General features: G+C 62.7%; 15 protein-coding genes. 11 read left to right on the top strand and 4 right to left on the bottom strand.

Annotation, left to right across the window (positions count from 1 at the left end):
- The first annotated feature begins 9 nt into the window (after positions 1 to 9).
- From NCR35_RS26365 to NCR35_RS26320, 10 genes are all read left to right on the top strand, one after another.
- Positions 10 to 708 carry a DUF1989 domain-containing protein gene (locus tag NCR35_RS26365; protein WP_250536865.1) on the top strand — a complete coding sequence of 233 codons (699 nt, stop codon included), beginning with the start codon at positions 10 to 12 and terminating at the stop codon, positions 706 to 708.
- Between the two features lie 141 nt (positions 709 to 849).
- Positions 850 to 1,401: a cupin domain-containing protein gene (locus tag NCR35_RS26360; protein ID WP_250536985.1), complete on the top strand. Its 552-nt coding sequence runs from the start codon at positions 850 to 852 to the stop codon at positions 1,399 to 1,401.
- A gap of 17 nt (positions 1,402 to 1,418) precedes the next feature.
- Positions 1,419 to 2,372 (top strand): agmatinase, encoded by a 954-nt coding sequence (gene speB, locus NCR35_RS26355; protein WP_250536864.1) that lies wholly within the window; start codon positions 1,419 to 1,421, stop codon positions 2,370 to 2,372.
- A 352-nt stretch (positions 2,373 to 2,724) separates the two neighbouring features.
- On the top strand, positions 2,725 to 3,384 hold the full coding sequence (locus NCR35_RS26350; RefSeq protein WP_250536863.1) for a carbonic anhydrase: 660 nt from the start codon (positions 2,725 to 2,727) through the stop codon (positions 3,382 to 3,384).
- 99 nt (positions 3,385 to 3,483) lie between these two features.
- A complete protein-coding gene (locus NCR35_RS26345; RefSeq protein WP_250536862.1) occupies positions 3,484 to 5,025 on the top strand; it encodes a SulP family inorganic anion transporter in 1,542 nt (513 codons plus the stop codon).
- 192 nt (positions 5,026 to 5,217) lie between these two features.
- The gene (locus NCR35_RS26340) at positions 5,218 to 5,811 is read left to right on the top strand and encodes a TetR/AcrR family transcriptional regulator (RefSeq protein WP_250536861.1); all 594 of its coding nucleotides are present in this window, start codon (positions 5,218 to 5,220) and stop codon (positions 5,809 to 5,811) included.
- Between the two features lie 52 nt (positions 5,812 to 5,863).
- Positions 5,864 to 7,333: an MFS transporter gene (locus NCR35_RS26335; RefSeq protein WP_350029232.1), complete on the top strand. Its 1,470-nt coding sequence runs from the start codon at positions 5,864 to 5,866 to the stop codon at positions 7,331 to 7,333.
- 184 nt (positions 7,334 to 7,517) lie between these two features.
- Positions 7,518 to 8,477, top strand: a complete 960-nt coding sequence (locus tag NCR35_RS26330; RefSeq protein WP_250536860.1) for a chemotaxis protein — start codon at positions 7,518 to 7,520, stop codon at positions 8,475 to 8,477.
- Complete coding sequence (locus NCR35_RS26325; RefSeq protein WP_250536859.1) at positions 8,474 to 8,788, top strand: hypothetical protein; 315 nt, start codon at positions 8,474 to 8,476, stop codon at positions 8,786 to 8,788. The genes NCR35_RS26330 and NCR35_RS26325 overlap by 4 nt, the downstream gene beginning before the upstream one ends.
- 357 nt (positions 8,789 to 9,145) lie before the next feature.
- Positions 9,146 to 9,862, top strand: a complete 717-nt coding sequence (locus NCR35_RS26320) for a YrzE family protein (protein ID WP_250536858.1) — start codon at positions 9,146 to 9,148, stop codon at positions 9,860 to 9,862.
- A gap of 120 nt (positions 9,863 to 9,982) precedes the next feature.
- Here NCR35_RS26320 and NCR35_RS26315 read toward each other — a convergent pair whose 3' ends face one another.
- The 3 genes from NCR35_RS26315 to NCR35_RS26305 form a co-directional block, all read right to left on the bottom strand.
- A complete protein-coding gene (locus NCR35_RS26315; RefSeq protein WP_250536857.1) occupies positions 9,983 to 12,586 on the bottom strand; it encodes a 2-oxoglutarate dehydrogenase E1 component in 2,604 nt (867 codons plus the stop codon).
- A gap of 104 nt (positions 12,587 to 12,690) precedes the next feature.
- Positions 12,691 to 14,319 carry a methyl-accepting chemotaxis protein gene (locus NCR35_RS26310; protein WP_250536856.1) on the bottom strand — a complete coding sequence of 543 codons (1,629 nt, stop codon included), beginning with the start codon at positions 14,317 to 14,319 and terminating at the stop codon, positions 12,691 to 12,693.
- A gap of 572 nt (positions 14,320 to 14,891) precedes the next feature.
- A complete protein-coding gene (locus NCR35_RS26305) occupies positions 14,892 to 16,484 on the bottom strand; it encodes a methyl-accepting chemotaxis protein (RefSeq protein ID WP_502801726.1) in 1,593 nt (530 codons plus the stop codon).
- A 327-nt stretch (positions 16,485 to 16,811) separates the two neighbouring features.
- Between NCR35_RS26305 and NCR35_RS26300 the strand changes: the two genes are divergently transcribed.
- Positions 16,812 to 18,098, top strand: a complete 1,287-nt coding sequence (locus tag NCR35_RS26300) for an MFS transporter (protein WP_250536853.1) — start codon at positions 16,812 to 16,814, stop codon at positions 18,096 to 18,098.
- Here the strand turns inward: NCR35_RS26300 and NCR35_RS26295 are convergent.
- Complete coding sequence (locus NCR35_RS26295; RefSeq protein ID WP_250536852.1) at positions 18,049 to 19,137, bottom strand: helix-turn-helix domain-containing protein; 1,089 nt, start codon at positions 19,135 to 19,137, stop codon at positions 18,049 to 18,051. The genes NCR35_RS26300 and NCR35_RS26295 overlap by 50 nt on opposite strands.
- Between the last annotated feature and the right edge of the window lie 374 nt (positions 19,138 to 19,511).

Below are 19,511 nucleotides of genomic sequence, written 5' to 3'. Positions count from 1 at the left end.
GGAACCGACATGAATGCCCTCGGCACCACCCTCGCAAGCACCGAAGACAACGGCCATGAAACCGGCGTCAACGCCACGCTGAACGAACCGATCTCGCCGGACGGCACGCCGGAACTCGGCACGACCTACACGGTGCCCGCCCGTTGCGGCCGCGCGGTGCGCGTGAAGGCGGGTCAGACTATCCGCATCGCCAATCCGCACGGCACGCAAGTGTGCGATACGTGGATCTTCAACGCGCAGCATCTGAACGAGTTCCTGTCGTTCGAACATACGCGCGCGTTCATCGACAAGATCATTCCGCAGCCGGGCGACCCGCTCGTGACCAACCAGCGACGCCCGATCGCAGAACTCGTCGCGGATACGTCGCCGGGCGTGCACGATACGCTGATTGCCGCGTGCGATCTGTATCGCTATCGCAATCTCGGTGTCGAGCACTATCACGACAACTGCGCGGACAACTTGCGGCTTGCGTTGAAGGCCATCGGCTTGCGCACGAAGGAAGTGCCTCAGCCGCTGAATCTGTGGATGAACATTCCGGTCAAGCCGGACTATTCGATCGACTGGCTGCCGCCCGTCTCGAAGTCCGGCGATTACGTCGACATCAAGGCCGCGATGGACTGCGTCGTCGTGATGTCGGCGTGCCCGCAGGATATCATTCCGATCAACGCGCTCAACCCGCTCGAAGTCGAGTTCACGGTGCTCGCATAAGCGCGCGCCTCATCCTTTCGATGGTGTTCATTCGTGGCCAGCAAACGACCTTCTTCACCCGCAGCGCGCACTTCCAGTAGAGCCGAGACCGCACCGGCATCCGCCGCCGATGGTCTCGGCACGCGTCTGCGTCATGCGCGCATGGTCCGGCACATGACGCTCAGGGCGCTCGCGGGAGCGGCCGGCTGCTCGGAGAGTCTTCTTTCGAAGGTGGAAGGCGGCCACGCGACGCCATCGCTCGCCATGCTGCACAAGCTCGCCATTGCGCTCGACACCAACATCGCGGCGCTGCTCTCCGCGCCGACGCTCACGGATTCGCCCGTGCAGCGTGCGAGCGAGCGGCCCTCGGTGCGCTTTCCGGGCGCGCGAGCCGCTCCACCTGCAGGCAAACGCAAGCGTGCCGACGGATCGATCATGCTCGAACGCTTGGTCGTTCCGAGTCCCGGCCAGTTGCTTCAGGGCGATATTCATGTGCTAGAACCGCTCGCGCGCAGCGACGAGCAGATTCATCACGTCGGCGAAGAACTGGGCTATGTGCTCGAAGGCGAACTGGAACTCACGCTCGGCGATCAGAGCTATTCGCTGAAGGCGGGCGATTCGTTCTATTTTCCGAGCACCGAGCCGCACAGCTATCGAAATCCGGGCGATACGGTCACGCGCATTCTGTGGGTCAACACGCCGCCCACGTTCTGATCACTGAATCCCTTATCATGGCCAGCACCGATCTTTCGCAGATGCAGTTGCCGCGCTTCGCGGGCATCCCCACTTTCATGCGCGTGCCGTTCGAGCGCGATCTCGCCGCGCTGGATATCGCGCTGGCGGGCGTACCCTTCGATGGCGGCGTCACCGCGCGTCCGGGCGCACGCTTCGGCCCGCGCGAAATCCGCAATATGTCCACGATGATGCGCGCCATTCATCACGTCACGCGCTTCAATCCGTTCGAAGCGTGCCGCGTCGCCGATATCGGAGATGTGCCATTCGAGCATCTGTACGATCTCGAAGCCGCGCACGCCGATATCCGCCGCTTCTTCGAGCCCGTGTTTCGCGCAGGAAAGATGGCGCTGATTGCGGGCGGCGATCACTCGATCACGTATCCCGTCTTCCAGGCTATCGCGCCGAAGCAGCCGCTCGCGCTCGTTCATATCGATGCGCACACCGACACATGGGACGCGTTCAAAGGCTCCAAGTTCACGCACGGCGCACCGTTCAGACGCGCAGTCGAAGCGGGTTTGCTGGACCCCACGCGTACCATTCAGATCGGCATACGCGGCGCGCAGAATACCGACGAAGGCTGGCGCTATTCACTGGATCACGGCATGCGGGTGGTCTTCATCGAAGAGTTCGAGGAACGCGGGCCGGCTGCGATCGTCGAAGAAGCGCGACGCGTGGTGGGCGATGCGCCCGTCTATCTGTCGCTCGATGTCGACGGTCTCGATCCGGTCTTCACGCCCGGCACCGGCACGCCGGAGATCGGTGGCCTGACGACGCGCGAAACGCTCGCGCTTTTACGGGGGCTCGACGGGCTGAACTGGGTCGGCGGTGATGTGGTGGAAGTGTCCCCGCCTTATGATCCGAGCGGCAACACCGCGCTTGTCGCCGCGACGATGATGTACGAGATGCTGTGCCTGTTCGCGGCACGTCTGGCTCGTTCGAGCCGAAGCTAGCGGACGTCGAACGATCGTTTGCTTGAAGGTCCGGGGTAAAGAGCGAAGTACCCGCGTCGCGGGCGTATCCCGCGCCTCCACTCCGACGGTTCCGCGTACGAACGATCGTTCGGTGAACTGAGAACCGGTCGAGCGTCGATGGCTCGACCGCTTTCATCTCGGCTCGTCTCCGCACATATTTCCGAACGGCCGCGGCACCGCAGTGCTCGCGGCTTCCATACGCCGAAGCCGATACGCGGAAAGACTTCCCGACATCCTAAGACCCAGCCTCCAACTATTTTCATACATTACGAAACTTTTCTCATGAAAGCGTTTCGTAATATCGATCTGCAATTCAACTTGAGAGGGTCGCATGAATCGATTGAAACACATGTTGGTAGCAAACATTGCCTGGGCCCGTGAAACGGCTGAAACCGATCCGCAATTCTTTCCACAACTCGCGCAAGGGCAAAGTCCCCGGGTGCTGTGGATAGGCTGCGCGGACAGCCGCGTGCCCGCCGAGACCGTCACACAATGCAATCCGGGTGATCTCTTCGTTCATCGGAACATCGCCAATCTATTCAGTCCTTCCGACGACAACACCATGAGCGTGATCGAATATGCGGTCAAGGTGCTCAAGGTGGATCACATCATCGTCTGCGGGCACTACGGCTGTGGCGGCGTGCGCGCGTCGTTGCTGCCGTTTTCGCGCGATCTTCCGCATGTGAATCGACGCATTGCGCCGCTGTGCGCGCTCGCCGATGCACATCGGCAAGAGCTCGAAGGCTTCTCCGACCTCGACGCGCGCACGAACCGGCTCGCGGAACTCAATGTGCTCGAACAAGTGCGCCTGCTGCGCGCCGAGCCTGTCGTGCGTATGCGCGAGACGCCGCCGCTCGTGCACGGCTGGATCTTCGGCCTGCACGATGGACTCATCAAGGAACTCGCATCCGCTTATGGCGATGATGCAGCCCGACGCGCAGAACCCGCGCCTTCCGAAGCACTCAGGACAGCGGAACTCGTCACCCGCTGAGTCGCGGGTGATATCTCGGGTCATTCAGTGAATTCGGATTGCAGCGTGGTTACCTACCACGCCGCAAGCCGGAACCCGCCATCAAAGATCATGAAGAACATGAAACCATCCAATCGTTTAGCCGAACTTCCGCGCGATATGTTCGCGGGCACAGTCGTTTTTCTTGTAGCGATGCCGCTATGTTTGGGCATTGCCAATGCGTCGGGCGTCGAGCCTTTCGCGGGGCTCCTGTCAGGGATCATCGGCGGGCTCGTCGTTGCGTTGCTGAGCGGTTCGCAACTCAGCGTGAGCGGACCGGCCGCAGGGCTCATCGTCATCGTGGTGGATGGCATTGCGGGCCTCGGCAGCTTCTCCGCATTTCTTCTCGCGGTATTGCTATCGGGAGCCATTCAGTTCGGCTTCGGCTTGCTCAAGGCGGGGCGCTTCGCGGCGTATGTGCCGTCGTCGGTCATCAAGGGCATGCTGGCGGCCATCGGCCTCTTGCTCGTCATCAAGCAGATACCGCTCGCCGCAGGTTTCGCCAATGCAGGCGCGCCGGCAGCAAGCGGCGCGGGCATGCTGAACACGCCGCTCGGTCCCGTATCCATTGCCGCGAGTGTCGTCGCCATCGTTTCGCTTGCCATGCTCGCCGCCTGGGAAACCCGCGCGTGGCGCCGCTTCGCTATCGTGCGCGCGGTCCCCGCGCCGCTGGCGGTCGTGGCGCTCGGCATCGGCATGACGTTGTTGCTCGATGTAGTGGCGCCCGGCTTTGCGCCGCCCGCGCAGCATCGGGTTGCGTTGCCCGCGCTTGAATCGTTCGGCGCGTTCACGGCCGCGCTCGAACTGCCGAACTTCGCCCAACTCGTCAATCCGGATGTCTGGCGTCTTGCAGTGACGCTTGCCATCGTCGCGAGTCTGGAGACCTTGCTCAGCCTCGAAGCCGTCGAACAACTCGATCCGAAGAAGCGCCCCGCGCATCCTGACCGCGAGCTGAAGGCGCAAGGCATCGGCAACATGATGGCGGGCGCGATAGGCGCGTTGCCGATCACATCGGTTATCGTGCGCAGTTCGGCGAACGTGCATGCGGGCGCGCAAAGCCGCTGGTCATCGTTCATTCATGGCGTACTGCTGCTGGTGAGCGTGTTTGCGCTGACGAGCGTGATCAACCTGATTCCGCTCGCCTGCCTTGCGGCGATTCTGATTTTCACCGGCCTCAAACTGGCGAAGCCTTCGCTCTTCGCCGCAATGGCCCGGCAAGGCTTCGAGCGCTTCGCGCCGTTCATCGCCACGATTGCAGGCGTGTTGCTGACCGACTTGCTGATGGGCATCCTGCTCGGCATAGCATGCAGTCTGCTGCTGGCGTTGCGCGCGAATCTCAAGCGGCCCATCACCATGGCGCAGCACGACGATCACTATCTTCTGTCGTTCCGCAAGGACGTGTCGTTCCTGAGCAAGGTGACGCTCAAGCATCATCTGGCCACGATCCCGAATGGCGCGACCGTAATTTTCGATGCCACGCGCGCCGATCATGTCGATGGCGACGTGCGCGAGATCATCGACAGGTTCATTGCGGATGCCCCCGCCAGAGGCATGCATGTGGAATGCAGGCAGATGCCGCCCGCGGAACAGCCGCAAGTGCGCATGCGGCTCAGAGCGGAGTAGGCATCGTGCGTAGGCGATAGCCATCACGCCGAATCGTTGGGAGAATGAAGCCCGGCGCGTCCGCGCAGACGACAGTGTCGTCTGCGTGTGCGTCGGGCCTTTTTACTTCACACGCCCCTACGTTTCCATCCGTTGACTTTGGAACTGACTGGTTCCTATAATGCAGTCACTTCAAGGAAGCATTCATCGCACATGACGAACATCGCTGTTGGCCGTCCTCGTGAATTCGAACTGATCGATGCGGCGCGGGACGCCATGAACGTCTTCTGGGATCGAGGATACGAAGGCGCGTCCCTTTCGGATCTCATCGAAGGGACCGGGTTGTCGCGCGGGAGCCTTTATAAAGCCTTCGGGGACAAGAAAGGGTTGCTGCTGGCGGCGCTCGACGTGTACATGTCGGAAGGACTCAAGGCCACTGCAGACATTCTTTCCCGGCCCGGCGCGGTGAAAGACGCAATCAGGGAATCGTTGATGCGTTATGTCCGGTTGTCCGTGGGCGATGCCGGGCGGCGCGGGTGTCTCGTGGTCGCCATGACCACGGAACTGGCCGGGCGCGACGCAGAGGTCGTCGAACGCACTGGCCGGATGTTTCGGCGCTTGCAGCAGATCTATGCCGCCGCGATCGTACGCGGACAGGCCAGCGGCGAGATTGCCGAGGGCGACGAGCAAGCATTGGCGCGCTTCCTGGTCTGTCAGATCGAGGGCATGCGCGTTCTGGGAAAAACCGGCGTCCCTAAGGCGGACATGATCGCGCTCGTCGACATCGCAATGAGCATCCTCGAGTGAATTTTTTTTGGCCAATTAGGAACCGGACGGTTCCAAACAGGAGCCTATTTCCATGCCTCGAAACGATCCGTCAGCCGACCCGCGTCGCTGGGCCATGTTCTCGGTCCTTCTTGTCGGTGCATTTCTGCCGCCGCTGGACTTCTTTATCGTCAATGTCGCGCTGCCTTCGATCAGGGAGGACTTCGGCGCAACATCGTCAGCCGAGCAGGCCGTCATTTCGGCTTACGCCGGTTTTTACGCGGTCACCTTGATTACCGGCGGACGGCTGGGCGACTTGTTCGGACGCGGCCGGGCATTCTTTCTCGGCTTGCTCGGCTTTGCAGCGGCGTCGACGCTGTGCGGCTTCGCAAGTTCGCCCTGGACGCTGGTCGCCGGACGCGCGCTGCAAGGACTGACGGCTGCCGTCATGGCACCGCAGGCGCTCGCTTCGATCCAGGCGATCTTTCCTGAGTCGGAGAAATCGCTCGCGCTCAGCCTCTACGGCGCAGTCTTCGGCCTGGCTGCCGTGGCCGGGCAGGCGCTGGGCGGCGTCCTGATCTCGCTTAATTTGCTGAATCTCGGTTGGCGCGCGATCTTTCTGATCAATCTGCCGGTGGCCATCCTCGTCGTGATGTTCGGTATTCCATTGATCAAGGAAACACGTGCGCAGGAAGCACGTAAGCTCGACCTCGTCGGCACGGCGCTATCCGTGATAACGCTGGCTGCGCTGATCGTGCCGCTCATCGAAGGACGCGACGCGGGGTGGCCCTGGTGGTCATGGCTGTCGCTGCTTGCAGCGCCCGCGCTGGCGTGGTTCTTCTTGCGCTATGAGAGCCGGCTAGCCATCAGGGGCGGCGCTCCGCTGCTCGACCCCGCCGTTCTGCGCGCACCTGGGCTGGGTCGCGCGCTGCTCATCGCGCTGCTGCTGTACTCGATCGGAACGTTCTTTCTCCTGTTTTCCATATATCTGCAGAGCGCCCTGCACGTCGATCCTTTGAGCGCGGGTCTCGTCTTTCTGCCCTTCGGCGTGGGCTTTCTCCTGGGACCGTTGTCGACACCCTTCTTCTCGCGAATCCTCGGCTCCTACGCCAATCCGTTCGGCATGGGGCTGGAAATCGTCGGTATCGTGAGTCTCGCGGGGCTCGTCGCCGTGACGCCGGTGGGCACTCCGCTCGCGTTCGTGCCGCTCGCTATCGCTCTGTTCATCATCGGATTCGGGCAAGGCGTCGCGCTGCCGACACTGATGCGAATGGTGACGGGCCGCGTCGCGCCAGTCGTTTCAGGAATGATCGCCGGAATCGCCAGTTCGACACTGCAAATCAGCACGTCGCTGAGCGTCGCCATCATCGGCGGAATCTTCTACTCGGTTCTCGGCCAACGCCACGATCCGACTGCCATTGCGCACGCCTTTGTCGTCGCGATGTACTGTATCGTGCTGTGCCTCGCCATTGGCGCAGGATTGGGCGTCTCGCTCGCTCTTTCGTCCCGAAGGGAAACCTCGACCGGGCCAACCCGCTCAAGACTCGTCCGCGAACGCTCGTAGCCGCGAAAGATAGGACTGCCGCCGGACCATCCCGCCGAACGCGAAACGCGCCGGCCGCCACCGGCCTGATGACATTTCGCGGCAGACCTCGTATGTCCAGCGTTTACCCGCCCTTCAAAAAGTCCCGGTATTTGCCGATAGAGGAGTACTTAGATGACATTTTCCGATGACAGAGGCGCAGGGAATGACGAATAACGACCACGATATCGAGCAGCGAGTCAGGCTCGCCGGCAACAACATGTTCGAGCTGCTGCTCTTTCGCCTGGGAAACGCACCGCGAACCGGGGAACGCGAGCTTTACGGCATCAACGTGTTCAAAGTGCGGGAAATTGTCGAGATGCCGACGCTGACGGAGCTCGCCGGCTCATCGGACAAGGTCCTCGGCGTGGTCGACGTGCGCGGCGAAATCATCCCGGTCATCGATCTGGCCGCAGTCACCGGTTGCGTCTCTCGCGGCAAAAGCAGAATCCTGCTCGTGACCGAGTTCGCGCGTACGACGCAAGGCTTCGCCGTCGAGGAAGTCGATGACATCGTGCGCCTGGACTGGAGCCGCGTGCTCTCCGCAGAAGGCCATTCCACCGGCCGGGCCGTAACGAGCATTGCGCGGCTCGACCCGCATGCGGGCGGACGACTCGCTCAAGTGCTCGACGTCGAACAGATTCTGCGCGATGTGCTGCCTTCGAGCGAGCCGGAGATCACCGCGGACAATACGGGACGCCTCGTTCTTCCGCGCGGCGCGAAGGTGCTGGCTGCGGACGACTCCGGCGTCGCGCGCGCGCTGATCGAAGAGAGCCTGAATGCGATGGGCGTGCCGTACATCATGGCGAAGACGGGAAAAGAGGCTTGGGAAGTGCTCGAACGCGCCGGAGAGAAGGCCGCCCAAGCGGGCCGCAAGGTCACCGACGACATCGCGCTCGTGCTCACCGACCTGGAAATGCCCGAAATGGACGGATTCACGCTCACGCGAAAAATCAAGGCAGCCGCTGGCCTTCAATCCATCCCCGTCGTCATTCATTCTTCGTTGTCGGGCTCGGCGAACGAACAGCACGTGCGAAAGGTCGGCGCGAACGCCTACGTCGCAAAGTTCGTCGCGTCGGAACTCGCGGAGGTGATGCGCAACGCCATGGCGGAGGCGGCGGCATGAATCCGACACCCGATCCAAAAGCATCGCGACGATTCCCCTACAGCATTGGAAGCAGCGCGGTGTGGCAGGTAGATGCGACGAGGAAGCTAACGCTGTTCCTCGTCGACGCGTCGATGCCGCTATACAACGTCGTGATCGGCGACGTTCGCTTCTTCGCTAATGCGGAGCAGGCGTTGGCCTTCGCGGAGCAACTCGAAGCTGCACCGGACGAGCGCCCTTCGCGGCCGGCCTGGACCTGGGTGTTCGAGAGTGGCTTCGAGAAGTCGATCGATGGTTCGCCGAACAAGAAATGGCGCCTGCAAGAGGCATGATGCGGTGACGTCGAGGCAACGGCGCGAGTTCTCGAACGCCGCCGATCTGACCTTAGGCATCTAACGACGAGCGACTTGCTTCGGTGTGCGTAATAATAATACGAGAGACCTGGCAAGCGAAACAGACCCTTCTGCGACAAGTGTGTTCTTTCTGAAGATCGCCGCAAACATGCGCGCGAGTGCTTCTTGCGTTCCCCACCTCCAATTCCACTGAACTGCTTACGCCGTCGAAAAGACGGCGGCCGCCGTGCAAACGCGGCTACCGAGGCGTTCGTCGGTGTTTATCCCTCCCCCGCGCGGCACGACGTTTGCGGGACTGTTGGCACCACAAACGGTTGCTCACTATCGGAGACATCGATGAAACTCTTGACGACTCGGGACGGCCTGCCGCGGCTGTCATGGGGGGCGATCATCGCCGGCGTGATCCTTTCGATGATCGTGTATCTGATCATGAGCGTGCTCGGCACCGCCATCGGCGCATCTCTGCTTGCGCCGATGTCGAAGCCTGACGCATTGCGAGGCTTCGGCTTCGGCTCTGGCGTATGGGTGATTATTACGACCGTGCTTGCTGTTTTCGTCGGCTCCTACTACGCGGGCCGCTGCGCGCCGGTGCTCGGATGGCTGCATGGCCTGCTTTCGTGGGCCGTGATGACGCTGTTGATCGTCTACGGGATGACGTCGCTGATTACCGGCGCGGTCAGCACCGCCGGCAGCGTCGCCGCGACGAGCGCGCAAGTCGGCGCGACTGCCGCGAACCAAGCGGGCGGCGGCAGTCAGATCATCGATTCCGCGAAGCAACAACTGCAAGCAGCGGTCGCATCGGCGGCGTCGGCGGCATCCAGTCCCGAAGCCGAACAGAATGCGCGACAGGCAGCAGAAACGGCGGCCAAGGGCGTCGCCCGCGCAAGCTGGTTCTCGTTCGCCGCACTGGTCGTCGGCGCCATCATCTCCATCGTCTCCGGGGGCGCGGGCTTTCGTCATCAACCGCCGTTCGAGGAAGACGGCGGCTCGGCGGTGGACCGCGACGCGGCATCGGGCCGTAACCGGCCGGTATCGAGCCGCGGGCGGCTCTGAACAGGGCGGCGAGAGCCATCCGCAAGTGTCCGGCTGAACATCGGATGGCGAGGGATCGGCTTTCTTGCAACGCTGCGGGCTGTCGCGAGAAGCCGTCCTGCGTTCCCTCGCCTTTCCGTTTCAGAGCGAATCCGCGTTCAGTGCGGCGGCGACGATTCGCAGCTGCTCCCGCTTATGCGCTGCCACGGTGGAATGAGCGCCGGCCGGCGTTTCCTTGCGGCATGCATTGCGTAGGGCGCAACCGGCGGGAAGTACCTTCTCCAGTTCTTCCCGAACGAATCGCCATGCGCCCTGGTTTCGGTCCTCTTCCTGCGCCCACACGATACTGCGCAGGTTGGTGAACCCGGCGAGCGCGCGCCTCAGTTCGTCGTGCGGGAAGGGATAAAGCTGCTCGATGCGGATGATCGCAGTCGAGTCGTCCCGGGATTCATCGCGAGCGTCGCGCAATTCGTAGAAGAACTTTCCGCTGCACAGCACGACGCGTTCAACGGCAGTCGCATCGGCGATGCGTTCGTCGTCCATCACGCTTTGAAATGAACCCTCGGCCATCTCGCGCAGCGGCGCATGCGACGCCACGTTGGCGTAGAGCTTCGACTTCGGAGACATGACGATGAGCGGGGTCCGATGTTGCGCCGTCGCCTGCTGCCGAAGCAGATGGAACCATTGCGCGGAGGTCGAAGGCACGACGATCCGCATGTTTTCATCCGCACATAGCTGAAGGAAACGGCCGAGGTAGCCGCTCGAATGCTCCGGGCCCACGCCCTCGTGGCCGTGCGGCAGCAAGACCGCAAGCGCCGACTCATAACCCCACTTAAATTCACCGGCGGCAATGTACTGATCGACAAAGACCTGCGCGCCGTTGACGAAATCGCCGTATTGCGCTTCCCACACGGTCATCGTTGCCCTGGTTTGCACACTGTAGCCGTACTCGAATCCGAGCACGGCTTCCTCGGTGAGCGGCGAGTTCACGATGTCGAATCGTCCTTGGTTCGCGGCGATCGCATTGAGCGGTACGTGGCTATGGCCCGGCACGTCGTGCGCATCCTGCGCATGCCATACAGCATGGCGATGCATGAACGTGCCGCGCCCGACGTCGAGACCCGATAGACGAATATCATGCCCTGCTGCGAGCAACGAGGCATACGCCAGGTTCTCGGCGAAGCGCCAGTCGGCCGCGCGTTCTTCGTCCGCGACGGTGTCCTGCCACTTCGCGAGCATCGACGCGACGAGCGGATGGACCGACACGTCCTCCGGCACACGGGTAAGCGCAGCGGTCAGCTCGCGCAACTGGCCTAGCGACAGCTTGGCGGTGGTCGGGGCCGGCTCGGTCGTGCCCATGTCGCGACGATTCTGAACGATGGCCTCTGCAGCGGTCTCGTTCGACGCGAGTCTGCGCAACGCTTCGTCCCGCAGGCCGCGAAGCGCCGTACCGCCACCCGTCGCGATGTAATACAGCTCCGTCACGGTCGGATGCATGTCGATGGCCGTCTGCCATAGCGGTTGCGTGACCGAAGGCACGTCATGCTCCGAATGCCCGAGCCGCCGATAACCGATCAGGTCGATGACGATATCGGCGCGGTGCTGCTTGCGATAGTCATACGCGAACCGCGCCGCACGAAGAACATCCTCCGGATGATCCGCATTGACGCGCAGGACCGGTGCATCGATCATGCGGGCGACATCGGTACAGTAAGCGTGGTCGCGCAGGTTCATCCGGTTCGGCGTGGTGAAGCCGATCTGATTGTTCAGGATCACGTGGATGGTGCCACCCAAACCATAGCCGTCCTGCCGCGTCATATTGAGCGTTTCCATGACGACGCCCTGCCCGGCGAAAGCAGCGTCACCGTGCACGGCGACGGGTACGCAGTCTTGACCGGGATGGTCATCCAGCCATGCGCGCGCCATTCCGCTGATGACCGGATACACGCTTTGCAGATGAGAAGGATTGTGTGCGAGCAGCACCGCGACGTCTCCGCACGACGTGCGCTTCGTGACCTCACCGCCGAGATGGTACGGAAGGTCCGTCTGGATAGCCCCGAGATCCGATTCGGGATCGAGGCGATCCATCATTCGTTCGGCGGGGAACTCCATCACGTTGACGAGCGTATTCAAGCGTCCCCGATGGGGCATGCCGAGAAACAACTGTCGCGTGCCATCGCTTGCGGCGCTTTCTATCAAGGTGTCGAGAAGCGGAACGAAGCTCTCGCAGCCTTCGAGCGAGAAGCGCTTGGCATCGTCATATCGTGCCGCGACGAAGCGCTCCCACATCTCCGCGTCGAGAAGACGCGCGAGCAGTGCCTTGCGCTGTTGCTGCGTCGGCTCGGGCAGCGTGAGGTCCCGCTCCATGCGTTCGAAAAGCCAGGCGCGGCGCAACTCGTTGCGTACGCCGCTGCAATCGAGCGTCAGCGCGCCGCAATAAGCGCGCTTCAGTTGGTCTTCGAGTTGCCCGACCGTCGCCGCCGATTCGAACGGTGCAGGTGCGTTGCCGGCGGCGATCGCTTGAGACGCGTCGAGTCCGTGGTAGCGCGGCGACAAGTCGGGCGCGTATCCCGGCGCGGAGAGTCCCAGCGGGTCAAGCGTCGCGATGAGATGGCCGTGCTTGCGGTATGCGTCGATCAGTGCCGCCGTGGGCGAGGCCGCCTTCGATAGCGCGGCGTCAGGCTCGCTTGCGCGGACGCTGGCCGCCTCGTGAACGAGCGCGGCGTCGATTGGGTCTTGGTACATGCTATGAGCTCGATTTCGGATAGAGTTCTTGGGTTCGCTGTCTCTCACCCCGATTGAAGGCGCGGTCAGCGAGTGCGCCGTGCATGACGGCGCACCCCCGACGGTCAGCTGGTCATGAGCATCGGCATACTGGATCGACGCGCGGGCTCCGCATGGGCCGCTGCGCGTACATCGTCCGGGGACGTCGCTACATCCAGCTTGAAGGAAGCGACCAGTTGCGTCAGTTCGGCGGCCTGATCGCGCAACGACTGGGCTGCGGCCGCGCTTTCTTCCACCAGCGCGGCGTTTTCCTGCGTGACCTGGTCCATTTGCGTGACAGCCTGATTGATCTGCTCGATGCCGTCGCTTTGCTCGCGGCTCGACGTGCTCATTTCACCGACGATGGTCGAGACGCGCGAGATGCTGCTCAGCACTTCACGAATGGTTTGCCCCGCCTCCCCGACGATCTGGCTACCGGTGTCGGCCAGGTCGACGGAATCGTCGATAAGCGTCTTGATCTCCTTGGCAGCCGTCGCGCTGCGCTGCGCGAGGCTGCGCACTTCGCTCGCCACGACTGCGAAGCCACGTCCGTGCTCGCCCGCCCGCGCCGCTTCCACGGCGGCGTTGAGCGCCAGGATGTTGGTCTGGAACGCGATGCCTTCGATCACGGCGATGATGTTCACGATCTCGCGCGATGAGGCGTTGATGGCCTCCATCGTATCCACGACGCGGTTCACGGCTTCTCCGCCTTTGCCCGCAATGACCGATGCATCGGATGCAACGCGGTTGGCTTCGAGCGCGTTGTCGGCGTTCTGCTTGACCGTGGAAGTCAGTTCTTCCATCGCGGCGGCCGTCTCTTCGAGGGCGCTCGCCTGCTGTTCCGTCCGGCTCGACAGGTCCATGTTCCCGCTCGCGACTTCCCGCGACGCGTGCGTGATCGTTTGCGTCGCCGTGCGCACATTGCCCACGATACCGTGCAGGTTCTCGATCATTCGCTTGAGCGCGCCTTGCAGCCTGCCGATTTCATCGCTCGACGCGACTTCCAGACGATGCGTCAGGTCGCCGTCCGCCACCGCTTCGGCAAGGTTCACGGCTTCATGAATGGGCCGCGTGATGCTGCGCGTGATGACCACGCCCGTGCCGATTGCCGCGAGCACCGCACCGAGCGACAGCAGGATCATCTGTATGCGCGCGTCGTTGCCGTCTTCGGCTGCCTTCGTCACGGCTGCCTGCATGAGCGCCGCCTGATAGTCGACCATTTTGTCGACGAGCAAGTAGTAGTCGTCCTGTTGACGGGCGAGATCGCCGAGATACAGCTCTCGTGCGGCCTGTTGCTCGTTAGCTTTAACGAGTTCGAAGAACTTGCGTACGCTCACCCCATAAGCCGTTCGCGCGCCGATCTGCTCCTTGAAAAGCGCCTTTCCGTCATCGCTCGTCAGCAGCTTTTCGAGTTTCGAATAGGCTTGCGCGTTCGCGCCACGAATCGCCACATAGTCGTCCATGTACTGCTTGGTCTGGTCTTCCGACGAGGCGAGCAGGAGTTTGCTCAAGATGCCATTGGCCTTGTAGCCATTGGTCTTGATGGTATTGCTCAACGCGATCAGCGAATAATGTTCGCTGACGACGTTGTCCATTTTCTCGTTGCTGGCTTCCAGATGCTTGGTTCCCAGCGCCGCCGTGCCGATCATCAGCGCGACAACCGCGCCGAACGCACAGCCCAGCCGAACGCCGATCTTTAGATTTTTGATGCGCATTTTGCGAATCGCTCCATGTTGTCCATTGTTTCTCCGCGTGGAGTCCTGCTGACTCGTCCTGCGCCGAGTACCGTGAGTGGTCGCTCGTATGCGCTTTTTGACTGTCGGCAATTGAAAGGAATATCGGCAATTACGGCATCGGAATTAAGGGCATGCTGAAATAAATTCTTTACCGAAGTTGGCGTGAACCGATGCGTTCGGCCAGCCTGAAGAGATGGGGGGCTGTTCTTTTCGAGCGTCTAGACGCGGCGACGCTGAGGCAACTCGGGGAGACGGCGAGGCGTGCCGGTGCGCGCATGAGCGGCGCGGGCGGAATGAGCTAACGGCGAGGAGCGGCGTTGGGGAAACTCGACGGCCGCCGATCATCTCCCGTTGCGATCACGCTCGGCCGGGGTCCGGTCGGAACGGTTGAGCTTTATGACTGCGCGAGCGCGGCCTGACGTGGCGTCAGCTGATCGCTCGCGCGCGAAGGTATCGTGGAGCTTGTGGCGACAGCGCCGCTGGCGGAGTCACGGGGGGAAGGCGCCTCCGCGCCCAGCGGAGTCGTCGGCGACGAGAGGCAGCCTCGGGGCTTAGAACGTCGACCACTCACCATCAGCCGCCGCGCAGGCCGCTACCGGCGCAGGGGCCGTTGCCTTCACCGCGCGGGGGGCCGGCGGTGTTCTCTTGACAGGCGACGGCCGCGTCGTCTGCGGCGCGCGACTGATCGTCGTGGGCGCGGCGGATGATTGGGCCGTGCGGAACACAGCGACGGCGGCGGTCAGTTGCTTCGCTTGGTCCTCCATGGAACCCGCCGCTGCCGCCGCTTCTTCCACGAGCGCCGCGTTCTGCTGAGTGACCTCGTCCATCTGCGAAATGGCCTGATTGACTTGCTCGATGCCGCGGCTCTGCTCGTTGGAAGCGGACGCGATCTCGCCCATGATGTCGTTGACGCGCTGGATGGCGGTCCCCACACGCTTCATCGTCTCACTGGCCTGTGCGACAAGGACGGTTCCCTCATGCACTCGGCTGCCGGACGTTTCGATGAGGTCCTTGATCTCCCGTGCGGCCGTCGAGGAACGCTGCGCGAGGTTGCGCACTTCGCTCGCAACCACCGCGAAGCCCCTGCCCTGCTCGCCTGCGCGTGCCGCCTCCACTGCTGCGTTGAGCGCAAGGATGTTGGTCTGGAATGCGATCCCTTCGATCATCCCGATGATTTCGGTGATCTTGCCCGAGCTCTGTTCGATCGAATCCATGGTCTCGATGACCTGACCGATGATCGCGCTGCCCTCGTTGGCAACGGTATTCGCGTTCTCGGCGAGCCCGCTGGCTTGCTGGGCGTTCTCGGAGTTCTGCTTGACCGTTGCTGTCAGTTCCTCCATGCTCGCCGCGGTCTCCTGCAGCGACGCGGCCTGCTGCTCCGTGCGGCTCGACAGATCGGTATTGCCCGCCGCAATCTCAACGGCACCCGACGAAACGGCTTCCGAACTCGTGCGGATGGTCGTCACCATCGCTTGCAGACCGCGACGCATCTGCTCCACTGCGGCGAGAAGGCTGCGGTCGTCCCCATCCTTGATCGCCGTAGGAGAACTCAGGTCGCCGGCTGCGATCTCTCGAACGACGCGCGCTGCGAACTGAGGCTCGCCGCCGAGTGCGCCCGTGACGTTCCGTATGGTTTTCCACGCCAATGCAGCAATGGCCGCGAGCGCCAGCGCAATCAATCCGCTGATCTGCAGCATCGTGTGCACGAAGGTTGCACTGATATCGTCGGTGAAGAATCCCGTGCCGATCCACCAGCCCCACGGTTTGAACTCGACGATGCCGTTCATCTTGCCCGTCATGACGCCCGTGGACGGGTGCGTGGTGACCACCATCAGCACCGGAATGTGCTCCTTATCGAGCATCTCGCGATAAAGCTCGGTGTCCGGGCGTCCGTCCGGCGCCTTGCCGAGCAAGACCTTGCCGATGTTTTCCTGTTTCCGATGCACGAGTGAGGTTCCGTCCGGCAGGCGGGCCCAGTAGTAGCTCTGGTCGGAATAATTCATCCGGTTCAGTGCGGTCTTCGTGGCGGTTTGCGCCTGTTCGGTCGTCATCGCACCGGCAACTTCCTGCTGGTGGTAGTACTCGGCCAGGTGCTCGGCCATCTTCAACATGTTCACAATCTGCGCCCGCTTGTCGTCGAGCATGGCGCTTCGCACGCTGTAGACGCTATATCCTCCGACGGCAAGCAACGCGATAAGCGCGGTAATGGCAAGCAGCGCGAGCCGAGTAGAAATCTTCATGCTAGGTTCCAGGGCGTGGTTGCGGTGGCCGCGATGCGCGGCGTTCTACCTGCTAACGGCAGCAGCGGCGACCTCTTGAATGCGGGGAAAACCATTACCCTTTCGCATGAACGCATGAACGCATGAACGCATGAACGCATGAACGCATACACGACTCAGCGGCGAACTGGAACATCCGCAAAAGCCAAGGCAATAAACGGCCGATAACCATGCATCACTCTGCGCATATTCATGGACCACACTGAACGAAAGTCGCCCGCCGATCTGAAACGCCTCATCGTCGCGACGGTCATCAGCAACGGCTTCGTTGCGTACGACTTCACCGTGTATGGTTTCTCCGCAGCGATGATCGGACGGCTGTTCTTTCCCGCGCACGACGCCGCTTCGTCTCTGCTGTTTTCGCTCGCGACGTTCGGCGCCGGCTTCGTGATGCGCCCGCTCGGCGCCATGCTCATCGGACGATACGCAGACCGTCGCGGCCGCGATGCGGGCATGCGACTGTCCATCGCCCTGATGGCGGCAGGCACGTGGCTCATCGCGTGTCTGCCGACGCCCGCGACGATCGGCGCGAGCGCGACCGTCATGATCGTATTGGCGCGGCTCATGCAAGGACTGGCGGCCGGCGGCGAGATCGGCCCGGCATCCGCGCTGCTGATGGAGTCGGTGCCCTATGAACGGCGCTGCTTCATGGTCAGTTGGCGGGGCGCGAGCCAGGGTGCCGCAGCATGCGTGGCTGCGCTCGTCGGCGCGTGCACGTCCGCACTGCTGCCGCACGACCAGCTCGTGCAATGGGGATGGCGCGTGCCCTTCGTCATCGGCGGATTGATCGCGCCGCTCGGCTGGTGGCTTCGTCGCATACCGGGCGATGCGTCGCCATCGAAGCCGCGTCCCGCGCGCACGCCGCTGCGGATGGTGCTTCGCGAGCACGCACGGCCTCTCGCATGCGGCATGTTGATGATGGCCGCGCCTTCGTCGAGCATTTATATTGCGGTGCTGTACATGCCGAACTACCTGACGCATACGTTGCACCGGCCGCCCGCGATCAGCTTTCTGATCGCGTCGCTCTCCGGCCTCGTGATTCTTGTCGTGACACCGCTCGTCGCGCTCGCCGCAGACCGGCTGATGAGCCGCAAGACGCTGCAGTATGCATCGCTCGTCGGCGCGCTCGTCACGGCTTTTCCGGCCTTCCACGCGCTGACGCGAGGCGCGCCCGACACGCTCGCGCTCGTGATCGTATTGCTCTATGTCGCTATTGCGCTGAACAACGCGGGCGCAGGTTCCGTGCTGATGCTCGAAGCGTTCCCGAAGCATCGGCGCGCAGCAAGCCTGTCGGTCGTCTATACGTTCGGCGTTGTGGTCTTCGGCGGATTCTCGCCGCTCGCCGTCGCATGGCTCATCGACGCGACCGGCAACGCGATGACGCCCGCGTGGTATCTGGTCGCCGCAAACGGCCTGGCGCTGCTCGCACTCAGCCGCTTCCCCGAACGCCCCTTGAATGCGCGGCGTGCATGCGCATGACGGGATCGCTCGCCGCCGCCCGCAACAGGTCTTGTGCGCGCAGCCGCATGTCGAGCGGAGTCACATCGAAGGCGCGATAAAACGCGCGCGTGAAATCCGACGTGCTCTTGAAACCAAGACCCATCGCGATGTCGGCAACCGGCCGATCCGGAAAGCGCGCGAGTTTATCGGCAGCTTCGCGCAAACGGCGATTGCCGATGTACGCGCGAAGGCCGCCTTCCTGCTCGAACGCTCGATAGAGAGCCTCACGGTCGAGACCGAGTGCATCGACGATCTTTGCCGGCGTGAGATCCGCCCGATGCAGGTGCGTCTCGACATAGCGCTTCACCTGGCGTTTTGCCGCGAATCGCAGCGTGTCGCGCAAGTCGTGCAAGTCGTGCAAGGCATCCGCGTTGTCGGCGAATGCGGCGAGCAGGAGCTGCGCGCCGCCACCGAGCGCGTCGATGGCTTCGGACCGGTTCAGCGTCGGCAGTGCGTGTGCGACCGCTTCGAAATGCCGGAAGACCTCGCGCGCGAGCGGCGCGTCTTCGGGCAAGACGCGGCCGTGCAGCGCATCACAGTCGCCGATATGCGCTGCCACGACCGAACGCGGCAGGAACATGGTCAGCACGCGGCACGCGGGACGCTCGATCCGAAAGCGCTGGTTCAGATCGAACACCGCGATTCCGCGCACCGAATCGGGCGCGCTGCGCTTCTTGCGCACGCCGCTGATATGGCCGGACTCGCCCTCCGCATAAACGTGGAACGCGAAATCGTGGCGTGTATCCGTCGACACGCGCGCGATCGACCGCTCGAGCACTAGCGCTTCGGTGCGCGCTTGCGTGAACACCAGTCCGCCCGCCGCATGAAGGTCGATACTGCCCGCGAAGCCGCGCGCGATCTGATCCTTGTCGGGCAATACGTCGACGACGTGCCCCACGCGGTCGCGCCATGCGAGCAATTGACGCTCGCGCGGGAACGTCAGCGTCGAAAAGCGCGTGGCTAGCGTAGGCGGACTGCTCGGCGGGCATGATGGGATGTCGAGTTCGGTCCGTTTCATGTTCGATAACTTGCGGGCGCACGTTGCGGTCCAGCAAAGCCGTACAGAAGGTTAACGGCTCGATAAGACCAAATCCACAGGCCGGCGTTCGATCCTCTTTCGATATTTGCCGTTCCGATTTGCCTATGAAGAACTCAATGAGCATTCTCCCGCGCGCTCTCACGTTTTGCGGCGTAGTGGAAAGCGCGAGTCCACGCAGAAATATTTGTGTTCGATCAAGCGCCTGCCCCGGCAGACCGCTGTAGCATGGGTCCGAGAACACCTGCCACCGGCGCGAGACACTTCACTGCGCCGCCCCTTGCCGTCCCTATACTTTCTTTTGCTGTAGAAGTCGACGCGTGGCGCACATTGGCCCGGTGCTTGCTTGTTTCGGC

This window comes from Caballeronia sp. AZ10_KS36, from assembly GCF_023631105.1.
Classification (GTDB): Bacteria; Pseudomonadota; Gammaproteobacteria; order Burkholderiales; family Burkholderiaceae; genus Caballeronia.
Note: the sequence above shows the minus strand (reverse complement) of the source record. Positions and strands in the feature narration are given on the sequence as shown.